A 24,785-nucleotide genomic window follows, 5' to 3' on the forward strand; every position below is an offset into this window, starting at 1 on the left:
GAACAGATGCGTATCTTTACTGCTTGTTATGCCCTAGCCCATGAGCGAACAGATCCTGACAGAACACATCAGCAGCTACGTCAACTTTTCAAAAGAGGAATTATCGGAAATCGCACGTTTTTTTAATATTCAATCCTATCGCAAAAAAGAGAAATTGCTCCACGCAGAAAAACGCTGTGACACGATATTTTTTGTGGCAAAGGGATGTTTGCAACTTTACTTCATCGATGATTTGGGCAACCCTAAAACCACCCAGTTTGCCATGGAGACCTGGTGGCTGACCGATTTTCTGGCCTTTCAAAACCAAAGACCCTCCAATTTCTATGTGGAAACTTTGGAGAAATCAACGGTTTTATCCATTTCCTTTTCAAAATACCAGGAGCTGCTGGAAAAGTTCCCAAAAATGGAGAAATATTATAGGGCCATTCTGGAAACGGCCTACGGTGCGGCCCTTATGCGCATCAAGTACATCCACAGTCTTTCCAAGGAAGAGATGTTCTTCAGTTTCCGAAATAGTTTCCCTGAATTTGTACAACGTGTGCCCCAATATGTGTTGGCCAGTTTTCTTGGCCTAACCCCAGAATACCTGAGTGAAATCAAAAAAAAGTGATTTTCTTAAACCAGCTTAATTTTTATTGAATTTCGTTTGACCACCTTTGTATCACGCAAATACGGGAAAAAGTCAGAACATGGCGGACGCTAAAAAAATTGTTGTGGTAGGTGGAGGTTTTGCAGGTCTGGAACTTGTAAAACAATTGGGAAATTCGGATGCTTACCATATCACTTTGGTGGACAGTAACAATTACAATTTTTTCCCGCCCTTGATCTACCAAGTATCAACAGGCTTTATGGAACCATCGGCTATAAGCTATCCGTTTCGAAAGATCTTGAGGAAATTGAAGAATGTACGTTTTAGACTTGGTTCCCTTGAGAAGGTTGTACCCGAAGAAAACAAAATACTGTTAAGCAACGGGGAACTGGAATATGATATTCTGGTGATGGCCACGGGCACGGAAAGTAACTTTTTTGGAAATGGGAACATTGAAAAGCATAGCCTGCCCATGAAGACCATCAGTGATGCCCTTTCCCTGAGAAATGTTATCCTGACCCGTTTGGACCGTGCTACCCGAATCGATGACGTAGAGGAACGAAAAAAGTACCTGACCTTTGTCATTGCCGGCGCAGGACCTACGGGGGTTGAACTTTCGGGCATACTGGCCGAAATGAAGACCACCATCATCATCAAGGATTATCCGGAACTGCAGAAGAAAGACCTTGGACAGATTCATCTCATCGATGGTCAAGATTCCGTTTTGGCCGCTATGTCCAAAAGTGCCCAGACCTATACCGCCAAAAAACTGTCCGAATTGGGCGTTAACCTGACCATGAACACACTGGTCAAGGATTTTGATGGGGAAACCGTACAATTGTCCAACGGTACAGAGATTCCCTCCAAAAACCTGATTTGGGCCGCAGGGGTATCCGCCAAAACCTTTCAAGGCTTTCCAAAAGACAGTTTTGGGGCCGGTAAACGGTTAAGAACAAACTCCTTCAACCAAGTCCAGTTGTGTGAGAACATCTATGCCTTGGGAGATTGTGCCTTGGTCGTTGGGGATGAGAATTATCCCAAGGGACACCCACAATTGGCGCAACCGGCATTACAACAAGCAAAAAACTTGGCCGATAACTTAAAAAGGAAAGACCAAAACTGGAAACCGTTCCGCTATACCGATAAAGGTTCCCTGGCCATTATTGGTAGAAACAAGGCCGTGTTGGATTTCCCTGGACAGAAACAGTCTTTAAAAGGCTTTAGCGCCTGGCTTATATGGATCTTTGTGCACATCATGGGCCTCGTGAACTTTAAAAACAAGGTTAGAACGCTGTACAACTGGCTCGGATATTACATCTACAAGGACCAATATTTTAGAATGATCATTAAACCCACAGAAAGAAATAACACATAACATGAAACATTTAGGACTACTTGCCCCCCTATTCTTTGCCGCAATTCTTTTGAGCTGCAATACCGAAAAATCAAAATCCAGCCCTAAGACTGAACAAACTGATTATGTGAAGGTACCCTCGGATACGCTCACCAAACACTTAAAACCCTTCAATCTTGAATTGCCCACCATAGGACTTCTCATGTTCAATGGCGTTTTGCAGGGAGAGGTCATTGCCACATCGGATGTTTTTGGAAAACCAAACCAAGATATGGAGCAGCTCTTTAACGTGGTCACCATAGCGGAAACTGAAAGACCCATAACCACTGAAGAAGGCATGCATTTTGTCCCCGATTATACTTTTGAAAACTGCCCCAAGCTTACTGCGCTTTTCGTTCCCAGCGGTTACGATATGTATGCCCAGGTACGCAACAAAAAAATGATAGAATTCATCCAAAGGAAAAACGAGGAAACCCAATACATTGTCAGCAATTGTGCGGGAGCCCAACTTATTGGGGAATCCGGGATTGCAGACGGACATAAAATCGTTACCTATATTGGTGGTGGAAAGGAATTACAGGAGAACTATCCAAATTTAAAGGTACAAGACGATAGTGAAGTTACTTTTGTGGAGGATGGAAAGTTCAGTTCCTCCAACGGAAACCTGACCAGTTATATTTCCGCATTGAATTTGGTCGAAAAAATGACCAGTCCCGAGCACAGACAGTTTGTGGAAGATTATCTATACATAGACCGACTTAAAAATTGGGGAGAATAGATCTCCCCCCACTCCCTCTAGTACTACCAAAACCATTCGTGAAAATTGGTGTAATTCGAGTCGGAAAGCCAAAACATAGATTTCTCACATTCCCTTCGGCAAGTTCGAAATGACCATAAGGTCCACAATGTCATTTCGACAAAGTCCCGATAACTGTCGGGACGACGAGAAATCCCACTGATGTCTCGACTGCGCTCGACATGACAAGCACATTGCAATTCGTAAACATTGGTGCCATTCGTGTCAAACAATTAATCGCTTGACATTAAAAACAACAGCCGGCATCAGGTAGTTGAACCCCACCTGAGCGGCCGACTGTCGACACTATATCAATTACAGCTAATGGGAGCCAAGGTGATTTGCAGCAATAGGTTATTGGTCACCTCAAAACACTTCTGACTGCTCAGGTAGCCATAAGATCTTGGACTGCCCAGTTGTCGCCATATAAAGGCATCCTGGAACTGGAACTCCACCTCAACATCATGAGCACCATCCGGTGGACTCTTAACCGAACGTTGGCCATTGTTTACGGTATAATATCCTCCAATAACCGTATTGTTGGTCCCTGCGGTTTTGTAGACAAATCGGTACCTGACATCAAAAATGGAATTGTTGTCCACGTCCACACTGGCATGGTCATACTTAAAGGTTTGGCAACTTTCCACCCTGTAGTCTGTGGTGTAGCCCATTTTGGCAAGTGAATTGTCCTTAAGGTACCGGATGGTATACGCAATAGGCACCCCGGGATTGTCCCGACTATAAACGGCATTTTCCCCGGTAATCACACTGTTGAGCGACCCAAAACCGGAGTCGATATCCGCTAAATTGATGGCCTCGGAAGCCGCTTCGGCATTTCCACCGATGGTCACCACCGTAACACTGGAGGTTTTCAATATCTCATCATAGGTAGAATTCACGGTCCCTACCCCACTTACACCCCCTGCATATTCCAGTACGGCATCCAGTTCAATGGAGGTATCCGTATTGGTGGTTTCCATACGCACCATAATGATACGGCCGTAGGATACCGAACTTACATAAGCAGGCGGGGCATCGGAACCAATGGCGGCATCAACCTGCGCTTGGGTCACCGAAGGATCAAAAACACTGCCCGGTGAACTTGGGGTATCCATGGTCACCGTATAAAAAACCTGCTTGAACACCACCCCGGCATAGTGCTTTATGGTAGTGCTCTCATAATCGAACTGGGAAGCCAAGGAGCCTGTGGCCCATTCCAAGTTCAATCCCACATCCATGCTGAATTGTTTGGAGGAATACGATTCCGAAGCTTGATAGGATGAATTGGATGCATTCACATAACCATCCTGATAGGCATTGGCGTTCCACCATTCCAAGGCATCATCTATACCGGACTGCACGGACGAATTGGTGGGGTTGTCCACCACAATATTACCTTGGGTTCCTATTCCGGGTAAGTCCAAACGAAGCGTCACCGGAGCGCGGTCCAATGCCAAGGGATCAGGGGCACCGTCCAGCATTCCGGCATTGCCTATGACCAAGGCCCCGGGATAGACCACACCATTGGTGGGCCGCAAAATGGCCACATCGTCATAATTGGATTCCAAGCTATAGTCCATGGTTCTGCACTCGAACAATTGGCCCAAGGTTGGCCCCGTATTGGCCGTATTGTCCGAATTCAAAGTGCGTTCAGCAGCAGCTCCCCCGGTATCCTGTACATTCAAAAGTTCATCGGAGTTGTACGTAAGGCTGGACACGGAAGAGTTGATGTCCTCGAGGTTGTTGTTCTCTTCTCCTCCGTTCTCACCTCCATTCTCGCCCCCGTTTTCCCCGCCATTTTCTACCGGTGGGTCGGTTCCGCTGTCTTTACTGCACGAAACAGCAATGCATAAAGTCATGGCCCAAATGAACAGGGTCCACACATTTAATTTTTTTACAATTGTTTTCATAACTACTTGGTTTTATGGGTTCAACGCTCTCGAAATTAGAGGCCAATCCCACCCGTTCCTAGTAATGGATATGGACAAAGCATGGACAACTCCCTTTGATTTAGCCTCAAAACCCCATGGACGGCCTGTTATAGAGCAACAACCAAAACTCAATTTATAACATTGATTATCAATTAGTTAAAATAAGATAAAGATGCTATCCCAACAGAGACAACCATGGACAACGTATGGACAAGGCCATTATTCCTCTTAAAATCATATTCTATTTATGGTTACCTTGAAAAACCAAACCATCAACCACATGAAACCTCAATTACTTCTGTCCCTTGCTTTTCTTGCTTTCACATCAACCTTCTATGGGCAAGACCAACAAAGAGTGGATAGCCTAGTTGGAACTCTTAAGGAACAAGTAGATGAAGAGCGGTTGTTAACGCTGCGAGAATTGTTTATGGAATACTTGTATGTGGATCCTAAATTGGCCAAACCCTATTTGGATGAGGGAATCCAAATTGCACAACAGCTTAACGATACCAGTTTAATTGCCCAGACCACGAATGAGCATGCTGTTTTTCTTCTGGTAAACTCCAACCCAAAAGATGCTCTTCCCCTATTAAAAAAAGCATTGGAGTTGTACCGCTTGCTAGGAAACAAAGAACGCGAGAGCGCCATGCTCAACAACATGGGAAATACGTACCGTAGTCTTGGCGATTATGTGAGTTCCTTGGAAAGCCATATGAAATCCCTGAAAATCAAAGAGGAAATAGGCGTGGACAGCGAAAAAATGGCAGCTAGTTATTGGAATATTGGCAATTCCCAAGGGGACCTCAAAAACTACGAAGCTTCTACTGCTTGGTACAGAAAAGCAGAGGTCATCTACGACAGTCTTGACTTAGATGCCGACTATTACAACATACGCTATCTTATTGGATTGAACCTTAAGGATCTTGGCAATAACGAGGAGGCCATGTCCTATTTTGAAGAGGCTATTGAGTATTATAAGAAAAGTAACCGCCACAATGATCTGGCTGCCGCTTATGACAACCTCGGTATCATAAAAATGCAGAACGATGACTTTGATGAAGCGGAGGTCTACTTTAAAAAATCGTTGGATATCAGTAAAAATTATGGGGAAGAAACCTTGGTAGCGGTAACCATGCGCAACCTTGGCGTGACCAAATACCATCAGGGCAAACTTAAAGAGGCCTTGGAACTGCAAGTAAAGGCTTTGGAAAAATTGGAAGAGGCCGGAGCAAGAAAACTAATGATCAAAAGCCACCTTCACCTATCAAGGGTGTACCATAAACTAGGCATGTTGGAAAAGGCTTTGGAATCACACAAAAAATACGCCGAGCTCAACAATGAAATTATGAGCACGGAAAATATTGAAAAAATCAATGAGCTTGAAATTCGGTATCAAACCGAGAGAAAAGAAGCCGAGATCGCCCTGCAACAGGAAGAGATCAATACCCTGAACGAAAGGGCCAAAGTGGACCGGCTCACGAAGGGTCTCTACGCGGGGGGCATGTTCTCCTTTATCGCTGTTAGTGGGTTGTTGTTCTTCGGGTTTCGGCAGCGGATGAAGAAAAACCATATCGCCCGCGAAAAACAAGAAGAAATCTATAGGCAGGAAATCGCGCACAAAAAGAAGGAACTGGCCAGCCAGACCCTGCATTTGGTACAGAAAAACACCTTTATCCAAGAACTCAAGGAAAATCTGGAAAACATAAAGGCATCCCCCGAAAAGTTCAAGACAGAGTTCCGCCGCATTGTGATGTTGTTGAGAAAGGAAAATGCCTCGGACAAGGACTGGGAAATCTTCAAGACCTATTTTGCCGAAGTGCACAACGACTTTGATCAAAAACTCAAGACGCTCTATCCCGATATTTCGGAAAAGGAGATACGCTTGGCTGCCTTTTTGCGCATGAACCTTACTACCAAGGAAATTGCTGCCACCCTGAACGTGCTGCCGGACAGTATCCTAAAATCCAAATACCGCCTCAAAAAGAAATTAAGGCTGGACAAGGATACAGACCTAAATGATTTCTTGAACTCGCTTTAATTAGCTTTCCGAAATCATCCCATGCTATTGGGCCTGCTACTGCTGCCCGAACTGCCAGAGTCCGAAGACTGATCTTGTAGCATTTGGAAGGTGTCTTCAGTGTCTTTTACGGAATCGGCGGTACAGGAAACCACAAACATGGACACCACAGCCAGAAGAAATACATACTTGAACTTAGAAATAAGAGTCATCATAATTATGTTTGTTTTATGTTGAAATATAACACTTTACAAAATAGGAAACAACCTCCAAACCACGCATTATATTCTTACAAAAAATTGAAGTTGGGCCAAGAAAGACCACAAACTCGTGGACGAGACATGCCCTCAAATCTACAGGTACTCACCTTAAGTAATGGAAAAATAACTCCTGCCCGAACATAACTGTTGGTGATTCGGGCAAAATGTGCGAACTTGTCCGTATCCCCCGATAGTCATTTCAGTATCAAGCTATTGTAGGGTATGAAAGTCTCGTCAGAAAATCAGTTTTTTGCCTTTTCCGCGGTTTGGTTCGTCCTAAACGTATTTTGGGGGTTTGCCCATTCCTTCTACCTTCCCAGCTATTTTGGAAACACAGACCCCTTGCCCATACATCTGGTGATCCATGGGGTTGTTTTTTCCATTTGGATCTTGTTGTACGCCGTGCAGATTTTCCTGATCCGATTCCGAAGCTATAAAACACATATATTCTTGGGCATGTTCGGGCTAGCGGTCATGATCGTAATGGTACCCACTGGTCTTTTTCCCTCCATCTACAAAATGTATGCGGGCATTATCCCCATTGATGCGGCCGGGCACAATGTGTTTCGGCTACTATCTGCCTATGCCCTGTTTGGAGTGGCCTTTGCCAAGCGGAAAAACGCATTTTTGCACAAACGGTTGATGTTGGGCTGTATGGTGATGCTCATGGGAGCCGCCATTTTCCGGTTTTCCTATGATCTGGGCCTGCAGGAGAGCCAACTGTTCAACAAAGGCGTGCAGATGTTCCCCGCTTTGGTCTTGTTCGGCTTTGATTGGGCAAAGCTCAAGAAAGCGGTATGGGTAGATCTGGTTTCCCCCATGCTTGTTTTGGGCATCTTCTTCTTGGCCGATCATTTCTGGTTGTCCCCCATCGGGGCCGGTTTTATGGATCTCCTCATTGCCATTTTTGTAAAACCCTTCCTGTAGCGGCCCAAACGTCATTTCGATATGAGGAGGGTAACGACAATTGAGAAATCCCAAAAAATAGATTTCTCACACTCCCTTTGGTCAGTTCGAAATGACGAGGCCATTGCAATTCGTGAACATTGGTGCCATTCGTATTGGAAAGCCAAAACACAAATAAGAAAACCGGTCCCAAGTCATTTCGATATGAGGAGTGGAACGACGATTGAGAAATCCCAAAAAAATAGATTTCTCACATTCCCTAGATCCCTCGCAAGCTCGGGACAGGCTTCGAAATGACCACCGGCCTCCTATCCCCTAAAATCACTCCGTAATCTGTTCCAGACACTCCCACAGCCCCTTGATGTTGAAAAGAGCGTCCTTTTCCGCTTCGTCCAAAGGTTCATGGGTGTGGTACAGGGTGGTGTCGTGCACCAGTTTTAGGGACTTGACCAATTCCGGGGCATCCAGATAATGGGCGTAGTCCAACAGTTGTACCTGAGCTGGACTTAGCATTTTGGAAAATTTGGGGGTGATTTTTACCTCATTTTCGGCACCGCCCTGCGTGCTACAGGGGCAGTTTTTTTGACCATCTTGTGTTGACATACGTAAGAAGATTAAAAATTAAACAAAGAGGGAAGGTCACCGTCAACACATTCCAAGCAATGCTCAGATAGGTCTCGGGACTTGCACCCGTATGCCTTCCCAGTTTCTTTTGTTTAAACCGATTTTGAAGTTTTCGCATTGCGAGATTGTTAAAATGTGTTGACATGGCAAATATACACTTTAAATGCAATGCAGTTGATAACTCTTTGAAATCGTTGGGATTAAAAAGTTGGTTATAAGAAAGGAACGGGGGGAATTAGTGAGCCATACCTTAGTCATGCAGAAATAAAGGATGACCCATTACACTAGTTTTATGCCTATATTGAGGTATATAGATGTATTTTATGCTTATATAAACAAGTTGTGTGTCATTAAAACCCAAATAAACTTTAAAATGAGAAACATTAGAATTGTAATCATATTGTTAAGCATTTTTCTGATCAATTCCTGTGCTTTGAAACCTATTACATCGGAATATACATTCATTAAAACTGACATTGAAAACGTAGAATTAAATGATTTAGGGAATGGAAATATTTTGATTTATAATGGAGCAAATATTTTGCACAAAATGGACAATACCGCTCGATTAAATATCTGGCTTGACCAAAAACCTCTCGGACAAATTAGACCAAGCGAATATGTAATTATAAACCTCAAAAAAGGAAAACACCAATTCAAAGTTTTACACATTGATGTTGTGAATATGAGAAGTGAACACGAAATTGAAGTAGATGACAAAACAAAAATCATAAAAATAAAACCGACTATTACATCAAATAAATTAGAATTGACAAATGAGTTTCCTAAAAATTTTGACAAGTTTAAATACGCAGAAAAAAGATAAAAAAACGCCACACAACAATGGCTATACGTAATAGCACCATTATAGCCTACTTCCGAAAATCCTCATAGATTTTCAGTTTGGTGCGTACTTGCTAAGTTAACCGCTAAACCACACAACTACTCATAGCCGAGACTGTTAAGCACAATTGACGAATGAAACTAATAAACTTAATAGGAATAATAATTATGGGACTTTTTAGCTTTTTTGGTTGTAAGTCGGACAAAAAAACTGATTCAAAATCTGAAATGGACCAAGAAATACAGGATTTAATCGACAAATCGTTCGAGGAGTTCAACAATAGAAAAATCTATAAGACTTTAACATCTGAAATTATTGATAACACAGAAGATGATAAGTTGCTACAAACCATATTTGATAACATAGAAACCAACTTTGAAGAAGGAGAGCAATATACCTTGGACAAAATCTCAAAGCTTACGAAAGGACAACAAGCAATCTTTTCAATTTGGATGTTGCAGGCAGAAGTTAACAACGGAGGATTTAATCAATTCTATTATAATTCGAGTGGTCAGTTTTCAGAAATGGCAAGATACGGACTGGACTTTATTGGTGCAGGAAAATTTGCTGAATTAGTTGAAAAAGCAAATAAGACTTATTCAGAAATTAAGGACAAACTTGAATCAAAGGATAATGGAACAATTGAGAGCTTTAGTGAATCCTATGAAGATAATCCTCTGAACGATTTAGACGACAAATTTTATGAGCTTGAAGAATCTGAAAATTTAGATAGCCTGCAAATAGTGTTTATTAGAAAAAACAAGGAAGAATTTATAAAAGAAAAGAGCAGGTAACAAAATGTATAGTGTATATCCTTCGGGATACGCACCATACCCAAACCGTTGGGCTTAATACAAAAACACTGCCTTTATAAAGGAAATTCGTAATTTTGTACCCCAATACATTTTATGTTCCGTACAGCTGTAATATCATATTCGGATATTGTAAAATAGATAGTCAATTTTCTTTGACTATCTCCCTTCTTTTCCTCAGGTAACCATCTGAGGTAGTACCATCTATTTACATTTTACAACTAATCACAGGCATTGTGGACGCTTTTGTATTTATATGAATATAAATACCGTAGTGTTTGCAATGGTTTAAACACACAGAATATGAAATTGGAACATTTTGGATATAACAACAACATAGAAAAACTAAGGATCCAACATAACCTTTTAGACTTTGGAATCGGGAGAGTTATTTCAGAGCACAAGGAGAGATATATGGTTAAAACGGAAAACGGTGAATTTGAGGCAGAAATCACAGGGAACCTACGATATACCGCAAATTCTCGTGAAGATTTTCCCGCTGTGGGCGATTGGGTCGCCATTTCTGAATATGATGACCATAAAGTGCTCATACACGCCATTTTGCCCAGAAAAACCATTATTAAAAGGCAGGCCGTTGGCAAAAAAGGGGAAAATCAGGTCATAGCGACCAATATTGACTTTGCTTTTATCGTACAGGCTGTGGACAGGGATTTTAATATCAATCGAATAGAAAGGTATCTGACCATTTGTAATGTATCGAATGTACAACCGATCATCATTCTCAATAAGATTGACTTGATTTCCGAAACTGCTCTGACCGATTTGATATCAGAAGTTCAAGAAAGAGTGAAGCACGTACCGCTTATGGCCATAAGCAATACGTCCCAAAAGGGAATCGAGACAGTGAAAGGATATATTGTAAAGGACAAAACGTACTGTTTGTTGGGCTCGTCAGGCGCAGGAAAATCAAGCCTTCTGAACAATCTTTCGGGCAAACAACTGATGAAAACCAATACGATCAGCTCAAGTACGAACAAAGGACGGCACGTTACCACCCACCGGGAATTGATAGTTCTTGAAAATGGTGGGATTATCATTGACAATCCCGGTATACGGGAAGTGGGTATCTCAGATTCCGTTGGGGGATTGGAAAAAACATTTGAAGAAATTGTTGAGCTATCCAAAAACTGCAAGTTTAAAGATTGTACCCATACCATAGAAATGGATTGTGCTATTCTGACAGCCGTTGAAAGTGGAAAGGTGGATAAATTGTTCTATGAAAATTACCTGAAAATGAAACGGGAAAAAGAACATTTTGAATCAACTGTAGCTGAAAAACGCAAAAAGGACAAGAATTTTGGAAAAATGGTCAAGCAGTTTAAAAATTTGAGAAAATCAAATAAGTACTAAGCACAACAAAACGTGTACAAGCAATAGCGGTTTGGGTGCCCATCCAAGCCGCTATTTCATTTAATTAGAGTATTTTGGAGACATGGATTCCAAGCTTCCCCTACTCCCACAAGATTATTTCTTGTGGTCCTGTAAAGCCAAAACCATACACACCATGAGGATACAGCACATTTTCATCTTAATTTCCATTCTACTTTTTGCCTGCGCGGGAATTGCACAATCCACAAGTACCTTTACCGACTCGCGCGATGGACAGACCTATGCGACCATCAGTTTTAAAAACGCTTCTACGGGCACCACCTATACCTGGTTGGCCCAAAACCTCAACTATAAAATGCCGGGCAGTTACGCGTATGATGACCATGAGGACAACCGAAAAGAACTGGGCTTGCTCTACACTTGGGAAGCAGCAATAAAAGCCTGCCCCTGCGATTGGCATTTGGCAACGGATACCGAATGGTCCCTTTTGGTGGACCAATTTGGCGGCACGGATAAGGCCGGAGAGGCCCTAAAAAGTACCAATGGCTGGAAAGAAGGTGGAAATGGCACCAACAGCAGTGGGTTCAATGCGCTTCCTGCAGGCATTCGTAGAAACAATGGTTATGACGTCTTGGGGTATTTCGCTTTCTGGTGGTCGTCCACTTCTGCCGGTGTAAATGGTAAAGTATGGGGATGGGACATCAGTTATGGTGGCCCTGACATGTCCATCAAATCCAAAGTGTTCCGGTACGATGTCAAAACCCTTGGTGGACTCTCGGTTCGTTGTGTTCGGGATTGACGTATTTTGAGTTGTCCAATAAAGGCTTCACTCCCACATTGTTGTATCTTGTAGGCAAGTAACTGATGTTTATCCGAAACCAATATGAGCCAATAGAAAAAATTCAACCTCAATTGAAGAACATGAAAACATTCGCCAAATTAACATTGATTACAGCCTTTATTATTGCCCTAAGTGCTTGTAACAACAAAGAAAACAAAGAGGAAACGTTCACCATATCCGCACAGGTAACCGGATTTCCCGATGGAACCACATTCTATCTGAGAAACATGGCTACCGATGCGGTTTTTGATAGTGCCACAGTCAAAAACAACACCTTTGCGTTTGAAGGAAACTTGGCCAGTCCACCTGAGCATATCTGGTTGAACACAACCGTGGACAAAAAATTCATCTATACCAATCTACTTATTGGAAATGAGAATATCATTGTCAAAGCAGATATTACAGATTTTCCTTGGGACGTGGATGTCAAAGGTTCAAAAACCCATGAAGATTTTGCTTACGCACAAAGCCTCACCAAAGAGAACAATAAAAAAAGAGATTCCTTGGTCCAAGTCTTTTTGGGACTCCCCCAAGAAAAACAACAAGAAGCAGGGGCTGAAATTTGGAAGGAAATCAGAAAAATTGACAGTATTACAGATGCTTCACAAGTTGACTATGTAAAATCCCATCCCAATACTTATATAAGCGTAATGCAACTTGGCTTTCTAAAAAATAAATTGCCAAAAGACACTGTACAGAAAATATTCAATAGCTATACCCCTGAAATAAAGGAGAGCAAATATGCCAAAGTAGTTGAAGTATATCTAAGGGAGAATATCGCTGAGATTGGAGATACCTTTCATGATTTTGAAGGAGTGAACCAAAAAGGAGAAACCGTGAAATTTTCAAATATTAGAGGTGACTATACCCTTCTTGACTTTACGGCAGCGTATTGTGGTCCCTGTATCCAGGCTGCGGACGAATTGGTTGAAATAAGCGAAAAACACTCCGATTCCCTGAAAATAGTCAGTTTTACCCAAGACCCTAAAAAGGAGGTTTGGCTAAAATCCTTGGAACGGGATAAAGTCACCTGGAACAGTATTTACGATGGAAAAGGCAGGTATAGCGAAACATCAATCAAATATGGGGTTCAAGGAATACCAACCTTCGTTTTAATAAATCCGGAAGGAACAATTATTGACAAATGGACTGGTTACCGTGAAGGCAGTATCCTTGAAAGATTGGAAAAACAAAACGGCCCACAACAAGGATTATGATCCATAGTGACAGAGAACCAAAACAAAGTTTCATTGATCAAATAAACGGGGGATACACTTTAATAATCCTATGAAAAACTACCTCTGGATAACATTTTTTGCGCTAACATATTTCTCTGGACATGGACAATTGGAAACCTCAACAACGAAACAGACGGAGAAGATCCATCTCTCAGAAAAGCAATCAGAGCTCATTACCCATTGCATGGACACACTCCCCAACCAAGCACAATTATCAATTGCACTAATTGAAAATGGGAACGCACACTTTTTGGGGTTCAAAAAGGAAAAAGATTTGGTTATACCCTATGACAATTCAGGGAAAGTTTTCGAAATAGGCTCCATCACCAAGGTTTTTACGGCCACCTTACTTGCCGATTTAGTTGTGGACCAGAAAATCCACCTTGATGACCCTATTAATGAATATCTTGATTTTTCGCTGAAGAACAATGTTCAGATTACTTTCAAACAACTGGCGACCCATACCTCGGGGCTGCCCCGTGTACCGATCAGCCTAAGCTCCCCAGATCTGAGTTTGGAGAATCCGTACAAGGACTTCGAAGAAGATAAATTGAGACTTTACCTTACCGAAAAGCTGGAACTGATCGGTGAACCAGGAACAGCGTCCTCCTACTCCAATCTGGGTTTTGGTCTTTTGGGTTATCTGCTGGAGAAAATTGACAATACCACATATGAAGATTTGATGCAGACCAGAATATTTTCCAAATATCACATGCCCAGCTCTACAACCAATCGTGACCGCATAAAGGAAATCCTTGTAGAGGGATTGAACGATACGGGCAATCCAGTCCCTAATTGGGATATGGCCGCGCATATGGGTGCTGGAGGAATATTGTCCAACATTGAAGATCTGGCAAAATTTGCCATTGCCCAGTTCGATGATATCAACCAAGAATTAAAATTGACCAGGGCAAAGCATTTTACCGTGGACGAATATTACTCAACAGGCTTGGCTTGGGGCTTGATCAAAACGGATTCTGGTGAAGTTTGGGACTGGCATAACGGCGGTACGGGCGGATATACATCTTCCATGATCTTGAACACCGGAACTAAAAATGGTATCATTATTCTATCAAATATTTCCGCGCTTGGCAAACTGACCGCACATATTGCAGGATTGGCCCCTGAACTGATGGAAACGATTGAATAAAAATTCCAATAAAATGACCAAATATCTATATATTCTACTTTTCATTTTTTCCCATACCTACGTTTTAGGAAATCCCAATTATGAAAAAATTGACAAAGAGTCAAAAAATGTTCCTGACTCATTAACAAGTTCACACCAAATAACCGATTTTTTAACATCAAAATGGAAGGGTGAAGATGAAAAAGTAAGAGCTCTACACATATGGATAACACATAATATACACTATGATGTGAGCCAAATAAATGGCGTTTTCAATTATGGTTCCTATGATGAAATGGTAGAGGAAACTGTAAAAACACGTAAGGGAATCTGTGGGCATTATGCCCGGCTATTTCATCATATGTGTGAATCCATAGGAATTGAATCCTTCATAATATCTGGTTATACACGTGAATGGGATTCCAAAGAGATCTCGCAATTGGACCATGCTTGGAACGCTGTTAAAATCAATAATCAATACCTTTTTATTGATAACACTTTTGCCGCCGGATATTTAGACCATAATGATGATTATGTACATGAATTTTCCGATGATTATTTCCTGATTCCTCCAAAGGACCTGATAAAGACCCATGTGCCATTTGACCCCCTTTGGCAGTTTTTGGACAACCCAATCAACAACATGGATTTTAAAAACAGGGACTTCTCCAAACTCAACATTAGTGGGGATTTTGACTATAGGGATTCAATTGCAACAATGACCAAGCTGGACTCAATAATTCGAATCAAGAAAAAGGTCGCCCGCATTAAAAGATCGGGCATAACAAATCGTTTAATTCAGGAATACATCAATGAACGCGAGGAACAAATTGAAAACCTTACATATGGTCGGTGGGTTGCAATTTTCAATGGAATAAGCAATATGACAAATGATGCCAAAGATGAAATCAACTTGGGTATTAGTTTCAACAACATATTCTTCGGCTACATGAATAAAGGGTTTCGTAATCCTAAAATTGATGACCAACAAATAAAAAGCACCATAGAAAAAGTAAACCTCCATTTTTATCAAGGAAAAAATCAATTGAAAAAATCAAAGGACCTTTTGAATGGACTAGAATATTCAGGAAAAAATGTAGAACACTTAAAGTCCTCTGTAAATCATAAACAAGAACTGATTGACTTTATAGCTGAAATGGAGTATAAACTATTGGAGATTGAACTCTCCATAGTGAAAAACACTGATTACGCAAATAGATATTTAAAAAAATGGAAACCTTTGAGACCTTGGGTACCCTATGAATAAAACGTCTATGGCCAATGGGCCAAGACCCTTTGTGGTTTTGTGCCGAGCTGAAGAAGTAACAATGATAAGCTGACAACACTATAAATGCAAAAATTTAGAAAAGCACTCATAATATCGGCACTATTGGTTCTGACGCTTTTGGTCCTCTCTTCCATTCCTGAGAGCAGAAATGAGCTGAAGACCCAGCACTTTACATTACGGTTTAGCAGTAGTATGGACTCCACGGCAATTGCCGAACTTGGTGAAACTCTGGAAAACAGTTATTCTAGAATAGGTAACGACCTAAAAACACAACCTTACCCTACCATTGAAACCAATATTTATGCCCAACGATGGCGGTATATAAAGGCAACAGGGAACTGGGGGGCTTCCGGAAGCATAGAAGGAATCTCCAAGCTTCATTTTTTGGAACAGGCATGGGGAGAAAGTGACGTAAACAAAACCGCAGTACACGAATTTGTCCATGCCGTTACCCTGAAACTGCTTTTGGACCATGAAACACAACCTGTAGACTCCAAGACTTTCGACAAGAAATTCATGTCCTTCCCCGTATGGTTGTGGGAAGCCATAAGCGTCTATGAAGCCAAACAGTTTGTGGAGCCCCGAACACTGCCCTATTTGAACAATGGACAATATCCAAGTCTTTCGGAGTTGAACAATCGCACAAAAGGCGGAAAAATTTATAGCTGTGGCTATACCATTGTGGAATACATTTTGGACAACTATGGGCAAGATAATTGGGTTGATCTGATCAAAAATTACGGGAATTTAAAAACGACTTTTGGTGTAACGGACGAACAATTCAGCAAGGATTGGTATGGGTTTGTACAGGAAAAATATTTGAAGTGAACCTAGACGCTGCCTCCACTAGATAGTCGGTAATTATGAATATGAAAATAGATAGAATACATAAAACGGAATATCCAGAAGTGGTAAGGGTCTGGGAATCTTCCGTCAGGGCTACACATCACTTTTTAAAAGAAGAAGACATCGAATATTTTAAACCATTGATCCTGAACACCTATTTGGATGCCGTGGAATTGAGGTGCATGAGGAATGACGAGAACAACATTTTGGGTTTCCTCGGTGCTGCGGAGCAGAATTTGGAAATGCTGTTCATTGATCCTGAACACCGTGGTAAGAGAATAGGCAAATCATTGCTGGATCACGCCATGGAAAACCTCAATGTCACCAAAGTAGATGTGAACGAACAGAACGAACAGGCCGTTGGGTTTTACAAACATTGTGGGTTTGAAGTCATTGGTCGCTCCGAACTGGATTCTTCCGGGAAACCTTACCCGATTCTACATATGGCGTTGAAAAAATGACGACTACCAAATACATATCGAGAATCCTTAACGGAATTTTCATTCTGATCCTGCTACTTTTTGTTCTGGACATGCTGACTTCCTTTGAAATTAAAAGCCAGGCGATAAAGTCGTTTGCGTATTTCGGGATCATGGCATTGTCGCCCTTGACCTTGCTTTGGAACCTGTGGGCTTTCAAAACAAGGAAAGAAAAAATGATTGGCTTGGCAATTCCAACATTGGCCTTGGTAGGAATCTTGATCATCGGGCCTTTAAACATTTTATATTCCTCATCAGCTTGGGAAACACAGAAAGTGCTCTATCAAAATGGCCATTTGGACTTTAAAAAAGTAGAGCTTCAAATGCAGGACGTTGGCGCTTTGGGGTACAACAAGAGAACTGTGGAGGTTACCTATCTGACCGACTTATTTATGATGATCAGTCCCGTGGAAAAGGACATTGATAATCGAGTGGAATGGGTAAAAGTCAACAAAGAAGTAAATCACTCGGACTGAAATTTCCGTTATCAACAATTGGATCAATGAATTATAGCTTACTTTACAACACCATCCATAAAATCATTGAAAAAGAGGATTCCGATTTAGCATCTTTAACTGGAAAAGGAATTTTTTACGCTCCTGAACTGTATCTCGCTTTTATCGTAGGGAAAGAAATCAAGAGAGAGGAAGCTTCAATTTTTGGACACAGCACGGAATGGATAAGGGAAACAAACTTTGGAAATGGGGGACCGACTGATTTCGCATTTAAAGCCGGTAAAAGGACCTATGCTTTTGAACTTAAAGTAAGGGATAACTACCATTCATATGCTTCTGATATTGAAAAATTAAATCAACTGGACGATAACTATGACAAATTCTTTGTTGCGTTGGTTGATAGTTGGGAATCAAAAAAAGATTTGGACGAACGAATTCTATCTCTTGAAAACCAATTCCCTGGTCAATTAAACAGGATAAATGATTTCAGAAGCTTCCCCACCCTACAGGACAGATATAAGGGAAAGGTTTGTTGCACTTTGGCGGTATGGAAAATCCAAAAAACTAGGGCCAGTAAAACGTTTTCTTGACCTATAGCTTGCATTTATGGGAAAACTATCCCTGTTCCCATCAAGTGAGGTTCCAAGATGTCCCATCGCATCGATTTTATGCTTATTTTGTAGGTATTGTGATGTAAAATGCATCCTATAAACAAGTTGCGGTGCAATTTTGAAAGACAAGCCAGTTTTTATTTTAAAACAAAACGTACTGTTCCCTTTGGGAGCAATATTGGTTTCTGCCTCATTGATTCTATCGCTTTTTTATTTGGTGGAACCATACGGAAAAGCACCATGGAAATGGAAAGTCATGGTAGTGGGAATTACCGCCCTAGTATTGATGGTGCATCTGACCAAGCGTATTCTGGCTTGGGAATTTAAGTTTTATGAAGACAGATTGACCATTTCAAGACCGTTTGGTCTTATTGACAAGCAGGAAAAGGACATCCTCCTTTCGGATATTGAAAAAGTCCATCTCTCCTTGGGTTTTCGAAGAAATTGTCAACTTATGGTCCATACAAAAGCTGGAAAAAGATTTGTTTCGTTCTTCGATGTTACAAAAATTCATGCTCCTGCCCAATTGATCGCACTCTGCTTGAAAAATGGAATTGAATTCACCAGAAGTGGAGGGAAATGGGACCTATAAAGAACGTAAAACATTGAAATGATTAAACCTAAACATACAAGACCATGATAAAGAGTTATTTGAAAGTTCTGGCGGTAGCGATACTTTTTGCCGGTTGTGAAAACAACAAAAAGTCAGAAGCAACCCCAGTTGAAGTGGACCAAACAACCATCGGCCACCACATGGAACGTTTGGCATCGGATGAATTCTTGGGAAGAAAACCCTTCACGGAGGGTGAGGTAAAGACCGTAAACTATTTAAAGGGTGAATTTGAAAAATTGGGACTTTTACCGGGCAATGGCGATAGCTTTTTCCAAGATGTTCCCATGGTTGAAATTACGGGAACGCCTTCCGAAAACATGGAGATTTCCGGGAAAAACACCTCCATAAACTTGGAGCGCCTAAAGGATTTTGTGGCCACGACCAATAAACCCGTTGCCGAAGTGGGGTTGGAAAACTCGGAACTTGTTTTTGCCGGATATGGCATTGTTGCCCCGGAATATGAATGGAATGATTATGAAGGTGTTGACTGGAAGGGCAAAACAGCTGTCGTCTTGATTAATGACCCAGGCTTTAAATCCGGGGACTCCACCTTGTTCAAAGGCAATGAAATGACCTATTATGGACGTTGGACCTATAAATATGAGGAAGCTGCCCGGCAAGGCGCCGATGGGCTCATCATCATCCATGACACCGAACCGGCCGCGTACGGATGGAATGTGGTGGAAGCTGGCTGGAGCGGTTCCCGCTTGACCATTGAAAGCGATCTGCCCCTATTAAATGTCGAATCATGGATCAGTGGGGAAAGTGCCCAAAAAATGTTCGATGCTTCTTCCATGAAAGGTCAAGACTACAAGACCTTGGCCCGTAACAAAGATTTCAACCCAATTCCGTTGGACCTAACGGTTTCGGTGGGCATTACCAATACCATTAAAAAGGATGTTTCCAAAAATGTAGTGGCATTATTGCCCGGAACGGAACGGAAAGATGAATATATCATCTACTCAGCGCATTGGGACCATTTTGGGGTTGGCAAGGCTATTGATGGGGATTCCATTTATAACGGTGCGGTGGACAATGCATCCGGAACTGCGGCCTTATTGGCCATAGCGGAAGCATTCAAGAAAAGTGGTGACACAAAGCGTTCCATTGTGTTCATTGAAGTAACCGGGGAAGAGCAAGGCCTTTTGGGGTCGGCATATTATGCGGAAAACCCCATTTACGACCCTAAAAAAACGGTGGCGAACATCAATATTGACGCTCTGGACAGTCCGGGAAAAATGAAAGACCTGACCATTACCGGTTATGGCCATTCCGAAATGGATGAATATGCCAAGGAAGCTGCCGAAAAACAGAACAGGTATGTCATCCCTGACCCAGAGGCAGAAAAAGGATACTTCTTTAGGTCGGACCACTTTAATTTTGCCAAAATTGGAATACCCGCCCTATATGCAAGTGGTGCCTACGAAGGATTTGAGATCAGCATTGAGGACATCAAAAAGTACAATGACCACTATCGTATGTATAAATACCATCAACCCTCGGATGAATACGACCCGGAAACCACAGAATTGAGCGGAATACAATTGGACCTTCAATTACTCTTTACTGTGGGATTCAAATTGGCCAATGAAGATTATTTCCCAAAATGGTACGATGGCAGTGAGTTTAAAGCTGCACGGGAATAGATGCTGGGCATTGTAAAACCATATTACCCCATAAGCTTAAAGAAAATGACGCAACTGCGATTCTTGGTCATTACCCTATCCACCACCCTTCTTTTGAGTTGTTCCAGTACTCCAAAAGTCAAGTATGCTGATGGGGTATCGGACCAGTTGGAGTATGATGTGATCCTAATGGGAGGTCAATCCAATATGGTTGGACAGGGAAAACTCATAGATCTTGAACCGATGAGCTTTCCCAATATAACCTTATTCGACTTTAGTGCAAATCCGAACCTGAGCCCTCCCCAAGGTAATTTTGGACCCGAAGTTGGCCTCTCCACGGAATTAAGCAAAAACTATCCGAACAGAAGATTTCTGCTGATTAAATACGCCATTGGGGGAGCTTCCCTACTGGACTGGTCACCCAATTACGACGCACAAAAAGCTGAAATCACAGGACATCCCGAATTTGGGAACATGTACAAAAGATTGATCACACTAACCGATAGTCTGACCCAAGGGCACCAAGTAAAAACAAGGGCCTTACTTTGGATGCAAGGTGAGCGGGACGCTCGAATTCCCGCAGCCGGGGTGGAGTATTACCAAAACTTTGCATCGTTGGTCAACTCCATTAGAAAAGACCTAAAGAGTCCCGAATTGCCCATTATATTCGGAAAAGTCAATCCCCCACCGCATAGATACCCAGCTCTTGACACTGTCATTCGTGCACAAATGCAAATAACTCAGGAATTGCCCAATACCTATCTTATTGACACGGATGATTTGGAAAAATGGGAGGATGACCTTCACTATTCGTCCAGTGGACAGATCAACCTAGGGGTCAAGTTTGGGAAAAAACTAACCGAGCATATAGAAGTAGAAACGAATGCCATTCATGATTAAACTACATGTGATTGTTCACCATAAATTCATAACTTCAAAACGTAAATCCAATCTTCCCCCACCTACCACAAGATTATTTTTTGTGGGCCACTAATTTTAAAACCTGTCAATAATGAAAAGGACCTTAATCGCCATTCTTTCAGCATTCTTTTTTCAAATTGCCCTGCCCCAAAACCCCAGTGCGGAATTTGATTCGCTCATGACCAAAGTTTTTAAGGCAGATGAGGCCGGTGCGGTGGCCTTGGTCGTTAAAAACGGTAAGGTTTTGTACCGTAAGGCTTTTGGGATGGCCAACATGGAACTCGGCGTAAAAATGAAACCCGAAAATGTCTTCAGGATAGGATCCATTACCAAACAGTTCACGGCATCCGCTATCTTGAAGCTCAGGGATGAAGGAAAACTGAGCTTGGATGATGATATCACCAAATACATTGCAGACTACCCTACCCACGGACATCAAATCACCATAAAGCACTTACTTACCCACACCTCCGGAATCAAGAGCTACACCGGAATGGAAACCTGGGATGCCGAAGTCCGGAAAAAAGATTTCACCCCCATGGAATTGATAGATTTCTTCAAGGATCAACCCATGGATTTTGATCCAGGGGAAGAATGGCGGTACAACAATTCGGCCTATTTTATCCTCGGCCATATCATTGAGGTGGTGTCTGGCGCAACGTATGAAACCTATATTGACAGCACCTTTTTTAAACCGTTGAAAATGTCCAATTCCTACTACGGTTCCCCTTCCAGAATCATCAAGGATAGGGCGTATGGGTACGACAAAAGGGATGGTGAACTTATCAATGCCGATTTCTTGAGCATGACACAGCCCTATGCGGCCGGGTCGTTGCTTTCCACCGTTGATGATCTTTATAAATGGTATAGCTCGGTCATGGAAGACAAGGTCATTTCCAAAGCCTCAAGGATCGAAGCACAATCTACCTACCAATTGAACAATGGTGAAAAAACAGGATATGGCTATGGATGGGGAGTTGGCAATATCCAAGGAAGCCCAATGATATCCCACGGAGGGGGAATCAACGGGTATTTAACCAGTTCCATATTCCTGCCGGAAGAAAAGTTGTTCGTTGCGGTGTTTTCCAATTGCAACTGTAACTCTCCTGGGGACATCGCCACAAAAATGGCGGCAATGGCCATTGGAAAGCCATTTTCATGGAAACCGATAACCCTGCCTGAAGATGTTATGCGAAGTTATGAGGCGGTGTATGGACCGGATAAGAAAAACCAACGTATCATCACCTTTGAGGACGGACAACTTTTTTCCATGAGGACCGGGGGGAGCAAATTCAAGATATCCCCTTTTGAAAAGGACAAGTTCTTCTTTGAAGGAGGCGGCGTTACCACGCTTCATTTTATCCGGGACGCCAATAATACTATTGCTTCTGTTACCGCAAAGGGTACGGGGTACGACATGGATTTGGAACGTACCGAGTTGCCCATCCCAACCCTGACCAAAATAGAACTAGATGCTTCCGTTACCGATACCTACCTTGGCAAATACGAACTGGCTCCAAACTTCATCATCACGATCTTTAAGGAAGATGATACGATATTTGCCCAGGCCACGGGACAGGGGAAAAATGAAATCATTCCATTTGAAGAGAACAAATTCAGTTTGGTAAATGCGGACATCAAGCTAACATTCAACAAAGATGAAAATGGAGAGGTGAACAGTTTGACCCTCCACCAAGGAGGCGATCACGAAGCCAAAAAAGTGGAATGACCGAAATAGAGATTTGCTGCTATTGTAAAATTGTACCTTACAGACCATTTGCTTTACCAGCGAAGAAAACCAACCATAATCTATGTCAAAACTAGATATCAAACTTGAACAGTTGAATACAAGGACCACAATGCCACGGATTTACAAAATGCTAACCATCAAAGGTTTATCACTAATCATCCCTTTGTTTTGTTTCTTCACCGCATGTCAGCCAAAACCCACCAAAAAAGAAATTTTGGAAGATAAGGTCCATGCCCAAATCGATTCCATTGAAGGGAATGTGGCCGTGGCGTTCCTGAACCTTTCAGACCCCAGCGATACCCTGTACTTCAATGAAAATGAAGAGTTCCATGCAGCAAGCACCATGAAGGTTCCCGTAATGATTGAGCTTTTTAAACAAAAAGAAGAAGGTAAAATCAACCTAAACGATTCCATACTTCTAATAAATGAGTTCAAAAGTATTGTAGATGGCAGTTCCTACAGTATGGATATTGGTGATGATAGTGACGATGTAATATATAACAAGATCAATACCCAGGTGGCCCTTAAAGATCTAATGTACAATATGATAACGGTTAGCAGCAATCTTGCCACCAATGTTCTGATAGAGCTGGTGGATGCCAAAAAAGTAACCGCTACCATGAGAGACTTGGGCGCCGAGAACATTGAAGTGTTGCGCGGAGTGGAAGATCAAAAGGCCTATGATTTGGGATTGAGCAATTCCACCACGGCAAAAGACCTGTTGATCATTATGGAAGCGATTGCCACCAATAAAGCAGGAACAAAGGAAGACTGCAATGACATGATCGCTATTTTAAAAGATCAACGATTCAACGACCTTATTCCTCGTGATTTGCCAAAAAATGTTGAAGTGGCCCACAAAACAGGTTGGATTACCGGGGTTCACCACGATGCAGGTATCGTATATTTACCCGATGGGCAAAGCTATGTGTTGGTATTGCTCAGTAAAAACATCCAGGATTCAGACAAAGGAACCCAACAATTGGCGGACATTTCAAAAGCTTTTTATGACTATATGGCGCATTAGGCTCTAACAGGAAGTCATCGTATCTTTGCAGTATGGAAGAAGGTAAAAAAATAATCCTCTTTGACGGTGTCTGCAACCTATGCAACAGTTCGGTCCAGTTTGTGATCAAACGGGACAAAAAGGATATCTTCCGGTATACCGCCCTACAAAGCGAAGTAGGCCAAAAGATGATTGAAGAGCGGGGCATTGATACCTCCCAAGTGGATTCCATTATCCTTATTGAACCCGGTGTGGCCTACTATACCAAATCGGACGCAGCATTGGAAATAGGTCAAAGTTTTGGTGGTGGTTGGAAACTTTTGGCGATTTTCACTTGGTTACCCAAACCTTTTCGGGATGCCATGTATGATTTTGTGGCCCGAAATCGCTATAAATGGTTTGGAAAACAAGAATCCTGTATGATTCCTACCCCCGAGCTCAAGGCCAAGTTTTTGGGATGACATTTCTCGATACGGTTTTCTTGGAAAACCACTCAAAAT

The 24,785-nt window shown here is 42.1% G+C and carries 25 protein-coding genes; 22 read left to right on the top strand and 3 right to left on the bottom strand.

The genetic code is table 11. The annotated features are described in order from the left end of the window. The first annotated feature begins 40 nt into the window (after positions 1-40). The 3 genes from F8C76_RS04580 (at position 41) to F8C76_RS04590 (ending at position 2,721) form a co-directional block, all read left to right on the top strand. Positions 41-610: a Crp/Fnr family transcriptional regulator gene (locus tag F8C76_RS04580; protein WP_152130653.1), complete on the top strand. Its 570-nt coding sequence runs from the start codon at positions 41-43 to the stop codon at positions 608-610. A gap of 79 nt (positions 611-689) precedes the next feature. Beyond that, positions 690-1,964 carry an NAD(P)/FAD-dependent oxidoreductase gene (locus F8C76_RS04585; protein WP_152130654.1) on the top strand — a complete coding sequence of 425 codons (1,275 nt, stop codon included), beginning with the start codon at positions 690-692 and terminating at the stop codon, positions 1,962-1,964. A 1-nt stretch (position 1,965) separates the two neighbouring features. Beyond that, positions 1,966-2,721, top strand: coding sequence for a DJ-1/PfpI family protein (locus tag F8C76_RS04590; protein WP_152130655.1), 756 nt, complete (start codon positions 1,966-1,968; stop codon positions 2,719-2,721). Positions 2,722-3,050: 329 nt separating this feature from the next. Here the strand turns inward: F8C76_RS04590 and F8C76_RS04595 are convergent, their stop codons facing one another. Continuing rightward, positions 3,051-4,649 carry a thiol-activated cytolysin family protein gene (locus F8C76_RS04595; RefSeq protein ID WP_152130656.1) on the bottom strand — a complete coding sequence of 533 codons (1,599 nt, stop codon included), beginning with the start codon at positions 4,647-4,649 and terminating at the stop codon, positions 3,051-3,053. Between the two features lie 301 nt (positions 4,650-4,950). On the opposite strand from F8C76_RS04595, the gene F8C76_RS04600 reads away from it, so the two are divergent. Continuing rightward, a complete protein-coding gene (locus F8C76_RS04600) occupies positions 4,951-6,708 on the top strand; it encodes a tetratricopeptide repeat protein (protein ID WP_170283976.1) in 1,758 nt (585 codons plus the stop codon). Between the two features lie 14 nt (positions 6,709-6,722). Here the strand turns inward: F8C76_RS04600 and F8C76_RS04605 are convergent, their stop codons facing one another. Further along, the gene (locus tag F8C76_RS04605; protein WP_152130658.1) at positions 6,723-6,902 is read right to left on the bottom strand and encodes a hypothetical protein; all 180 of its coding nucleotides are present in this window, start codon (positions 6,900-6,902) and stop codon (positions 6,723-6,725) included. 267 nt (positions 6,903-7,169) lie between these two features. Here F8C76_RS04605 and F8C76_RS04610 point away from each other — a divergent pair, with 267 nt between their 5' ends. Further along, positions 7,170-7,874, top strand: coding sequence for a hypothetical protein (locus tag F8C76_RS04610; RefSeq protein WP_152130659.1), 705 nt, complete (start codon positions 7,170-7,172; stop codon positions 7,872-7,874). A gap of 300 nt (positions 7,875-8,174) precedes the next feature. On the opposite strand, the gene F8C76_RS04615 is transcribed toward F8C76_RS04610, so the two are convergent. Continuing rightward, positions 8,175-8,456 carry a hypothetical protein gene (locus F8C76_RS04615; RefSeq protein ID WP_152130660.1) on the bottom strand — a complete coding sequence of 94 codons (282 nt, stop codon included), beginning with the start codon at positions 8,454-8,456 and terminating at the stop codon, positions 8,175-8,177. A 394-nt stretch (positions 8,457-8,850) separates the two neighbouring features. Here F8C76_RS04615 and F8C76_RS04620 point away from each other — a divergent pair, with 394 nt between their 5' ends. The 17 genes from F8C76_RS04620 (at position 8,851) to F8C76_RS04700 (ending at position 24,746) form a co-directional block, all read left to right on the top strand. Next, positions 8,851-9,303 carry a hypothetical protein gene (locus F8C76_RS04620; protein WP_152130661.1) on the top strand — a complete coding sequence of 151 codons (453 nt, stop codon included), beginning with the start codon at positions 8,851-8,853 and terminating at the stop codon, positions 9,301-9,303. A 152-nt stretch (positions 9,304-9,455) separates the two neighbouring features. After that, positions 9,456-10,115 carry a DMP19 family protein gene (locus tag F8C76_RS04625; protein ID WP_211372117.1) on the top strand — a complete coding sequence of 220 codons (660 nt, stop codon included), beginning with the start codon at positions 9,456-9,458 and terminating at the stop codon, positions 10,113-10,115. 321 nt (positions 10,116-10,436) lie between these two features. Further along, the gene (gene rsgA, locus F8C76_RS04630) at positions 10,437-11,504 is read left to right on the top strand and encodes a ribosome small subunit-dependent GTPase A (protein WP_152130662.1); all 1,068 of its coding nucleotides are present in this window, start codon (positions 10,437-10,439) and stop codon (positions 11,502-11,504) included. 154 nt (positions 11,505-11,658) lie between these two features. Further along, positions 11,659-12,282 (top strand): FISUMP domain-containing protein, encoded by a 624-nt coding sequence (locus tag F8C76_RS04635; protein WP_170283977.1) that lies wholly within the window; start codon positions 11,659-11,661, stop codon positions 12,280-12,282. 122 nt (positions 12,283-12,404) lie between these two features. Next, the gene (locus F8C76_RS04640; protein WP_170283978.1) at positions 12,405-13,541 is read left to right on the top strand and encodes a DUF4369 domain-containing protein; all 1,137 of its coding nucleotides are present in this window, start codon (positions 12,405-12,407) and stop codon (positions 13,539-13,541) included. A gap of 70 nt (positions 13,542-13,611) precedes the next feature. Beyond that, the gene (locus F8C76_RS04645; protein ID WP_152130665.1) at positions 13,612-14,712 is read left to right on the top strand and encodes a serine hydrolase domain-containing protein; all 1,101 of its coding nucleotides are present in this window, start codon (positions 13,612-13,614) and stop codon (positions 14,710-14,712) included. Between the two features lie 13 nt (positions 14,713-14,725). After that, positions 14,726-15,958 carry a transglutaminase domain-containing protein gene (locus tag F8C76_RS04650; protein WP_152130666.1) on the top strand — a complete coding sequence of 411 codons (1,233 nt, stop codon included), beginning with the start codon at positions 14,726-14,728 and terminating at the stop codon, positions 15,956-15,958. An 84-nt stretch (positions 15,959-16,042) separates the two neighbouring features. Beyond that, entirely contained in the window at positions 16,043-16,807 is a 765-nt protein-coding gene (locus F8C76_RS04655; protein ID WP_152130667.1) for a gluzincin family metallopeptidase, read from the top strand. Between the two features lie 41 nt (positions 16,808-16,848). Then, entirely contained in the window at positions 16,849-17,286 is a 438-nt protein-coding gene (locus F8C76_RS04660) for an acetyltransferase (RefSeq protein WP_152130668.1), read from the top strand. Beyond that, positions 17,283-17,780 (top strand): hypothetical protein, encoded by a 498-nt coding sequence (locus tag F8C76_RS04665; RefSeq protein ID WP_152130669.1) that lies wholly within the window; start codon positions 17,283-17,285, stop codon positions 17,778-17,780. The genes F8C76_RS04660 and F8C76_RS04665 overlap by 4 nt, the downstream gene beginning before the upstream one ends. Then, complete coding sequence (locus tag F8C76_RS04670; RefSeq protein WP_152130670.1) at positions 17,741-18,349, top strand: hypothetical protein; 609 nt, start codon at positions 17,741-17,743, stop codon at positions 18,347-18,349. The genes F8C76_RS04665 and F8C76_RS04670 overlap by 40 nt, the downstream gene beginning before the upstream one ends. A 187-nt stretch (positions 18,350-18,536) precedes the next feature. Next, complete coding sequence (locus F8C76_RS04675) at positions 18,537-18,962, top strand: hypothetical protein (RefSeq protein WP_152130671.1); 426 nt, start codon at positions 18,537-18,539, stop codon at positions 18,960-18,962. 44 nt (positions 18,963-19,006) lie between these two features. Further along, positions 19,007-20,629: a M28 family metallopeptidase gene (locus tag F8C76_RS04680; RefSeq protein WP_152130672.1), complete on the top strand. Its 1,623-nt coding sequence runs from the start codon at positions 19,007-19,009 to the stop codon at positions 20,627-20,629. A gap of 45 nt (positions 20,630-20,674) precedes the next feature. Beyond that, positions 20,675-21,508, top strand: coding sequence for a sialate O-acetylesterase (locus tag F8C76_RS04685; protein WP_170283979.1), 834 nt, complete (start codon positions 20,675-20,677; stop codon positions 21,506-21,508). 112 nt (positions 21,509-21,620) lie between these two features. Next, positions 21,621-23,258: a serine hydrolase gene (locus F8C76_RS04690; RefSeq protein WP_152130674.1), complete on the top strand. Its 1,638-nt coding sequence runs from the start codon at positions 21,621-21,623 to the stop codon at positions 23,256-23,258. A gap of 235 nt (positions 23,259-23,493) precedes the next feature. After that, on the top strand, positions 23,494-24,306 hold the full coding sequence (locus tag F8C76_RS04695; RefSeq protein WP_211372118.1) for a serine hydrolase: 813 nt from the start codon (positions 23,494-23,496) through the stop codon (positions 24,304-24,306). Between the two features lie 32 nt (positions 24,307-24,338). Further along, positions 24,339-24,746 carry a thiol-disulfide oxidoreductase DCC family protein gene (locus F8C76_RS04700; RefSeq protein WP_129652476.1) on the top strand — a complete coding sequence of 136 codons (408 nt, stop codon included), beginning with the start codon at positions 24,339-24,341 and terminating at the stop codon, positions 24,744-24,746. The last annotated feature ends 39 nt before the right edge of the window (positions 24,747-24,785 follow it).

The sequence above is a fragment of the Flagellimonas olearia genome, from assembly GCF_009184425.1.
Lineage (GTDB): Bacteria > Bacteroidota > Bacteroidia > Flavobacteriales > Flavobacteriaceae > Flagellimonas > Flagellimonas olearia.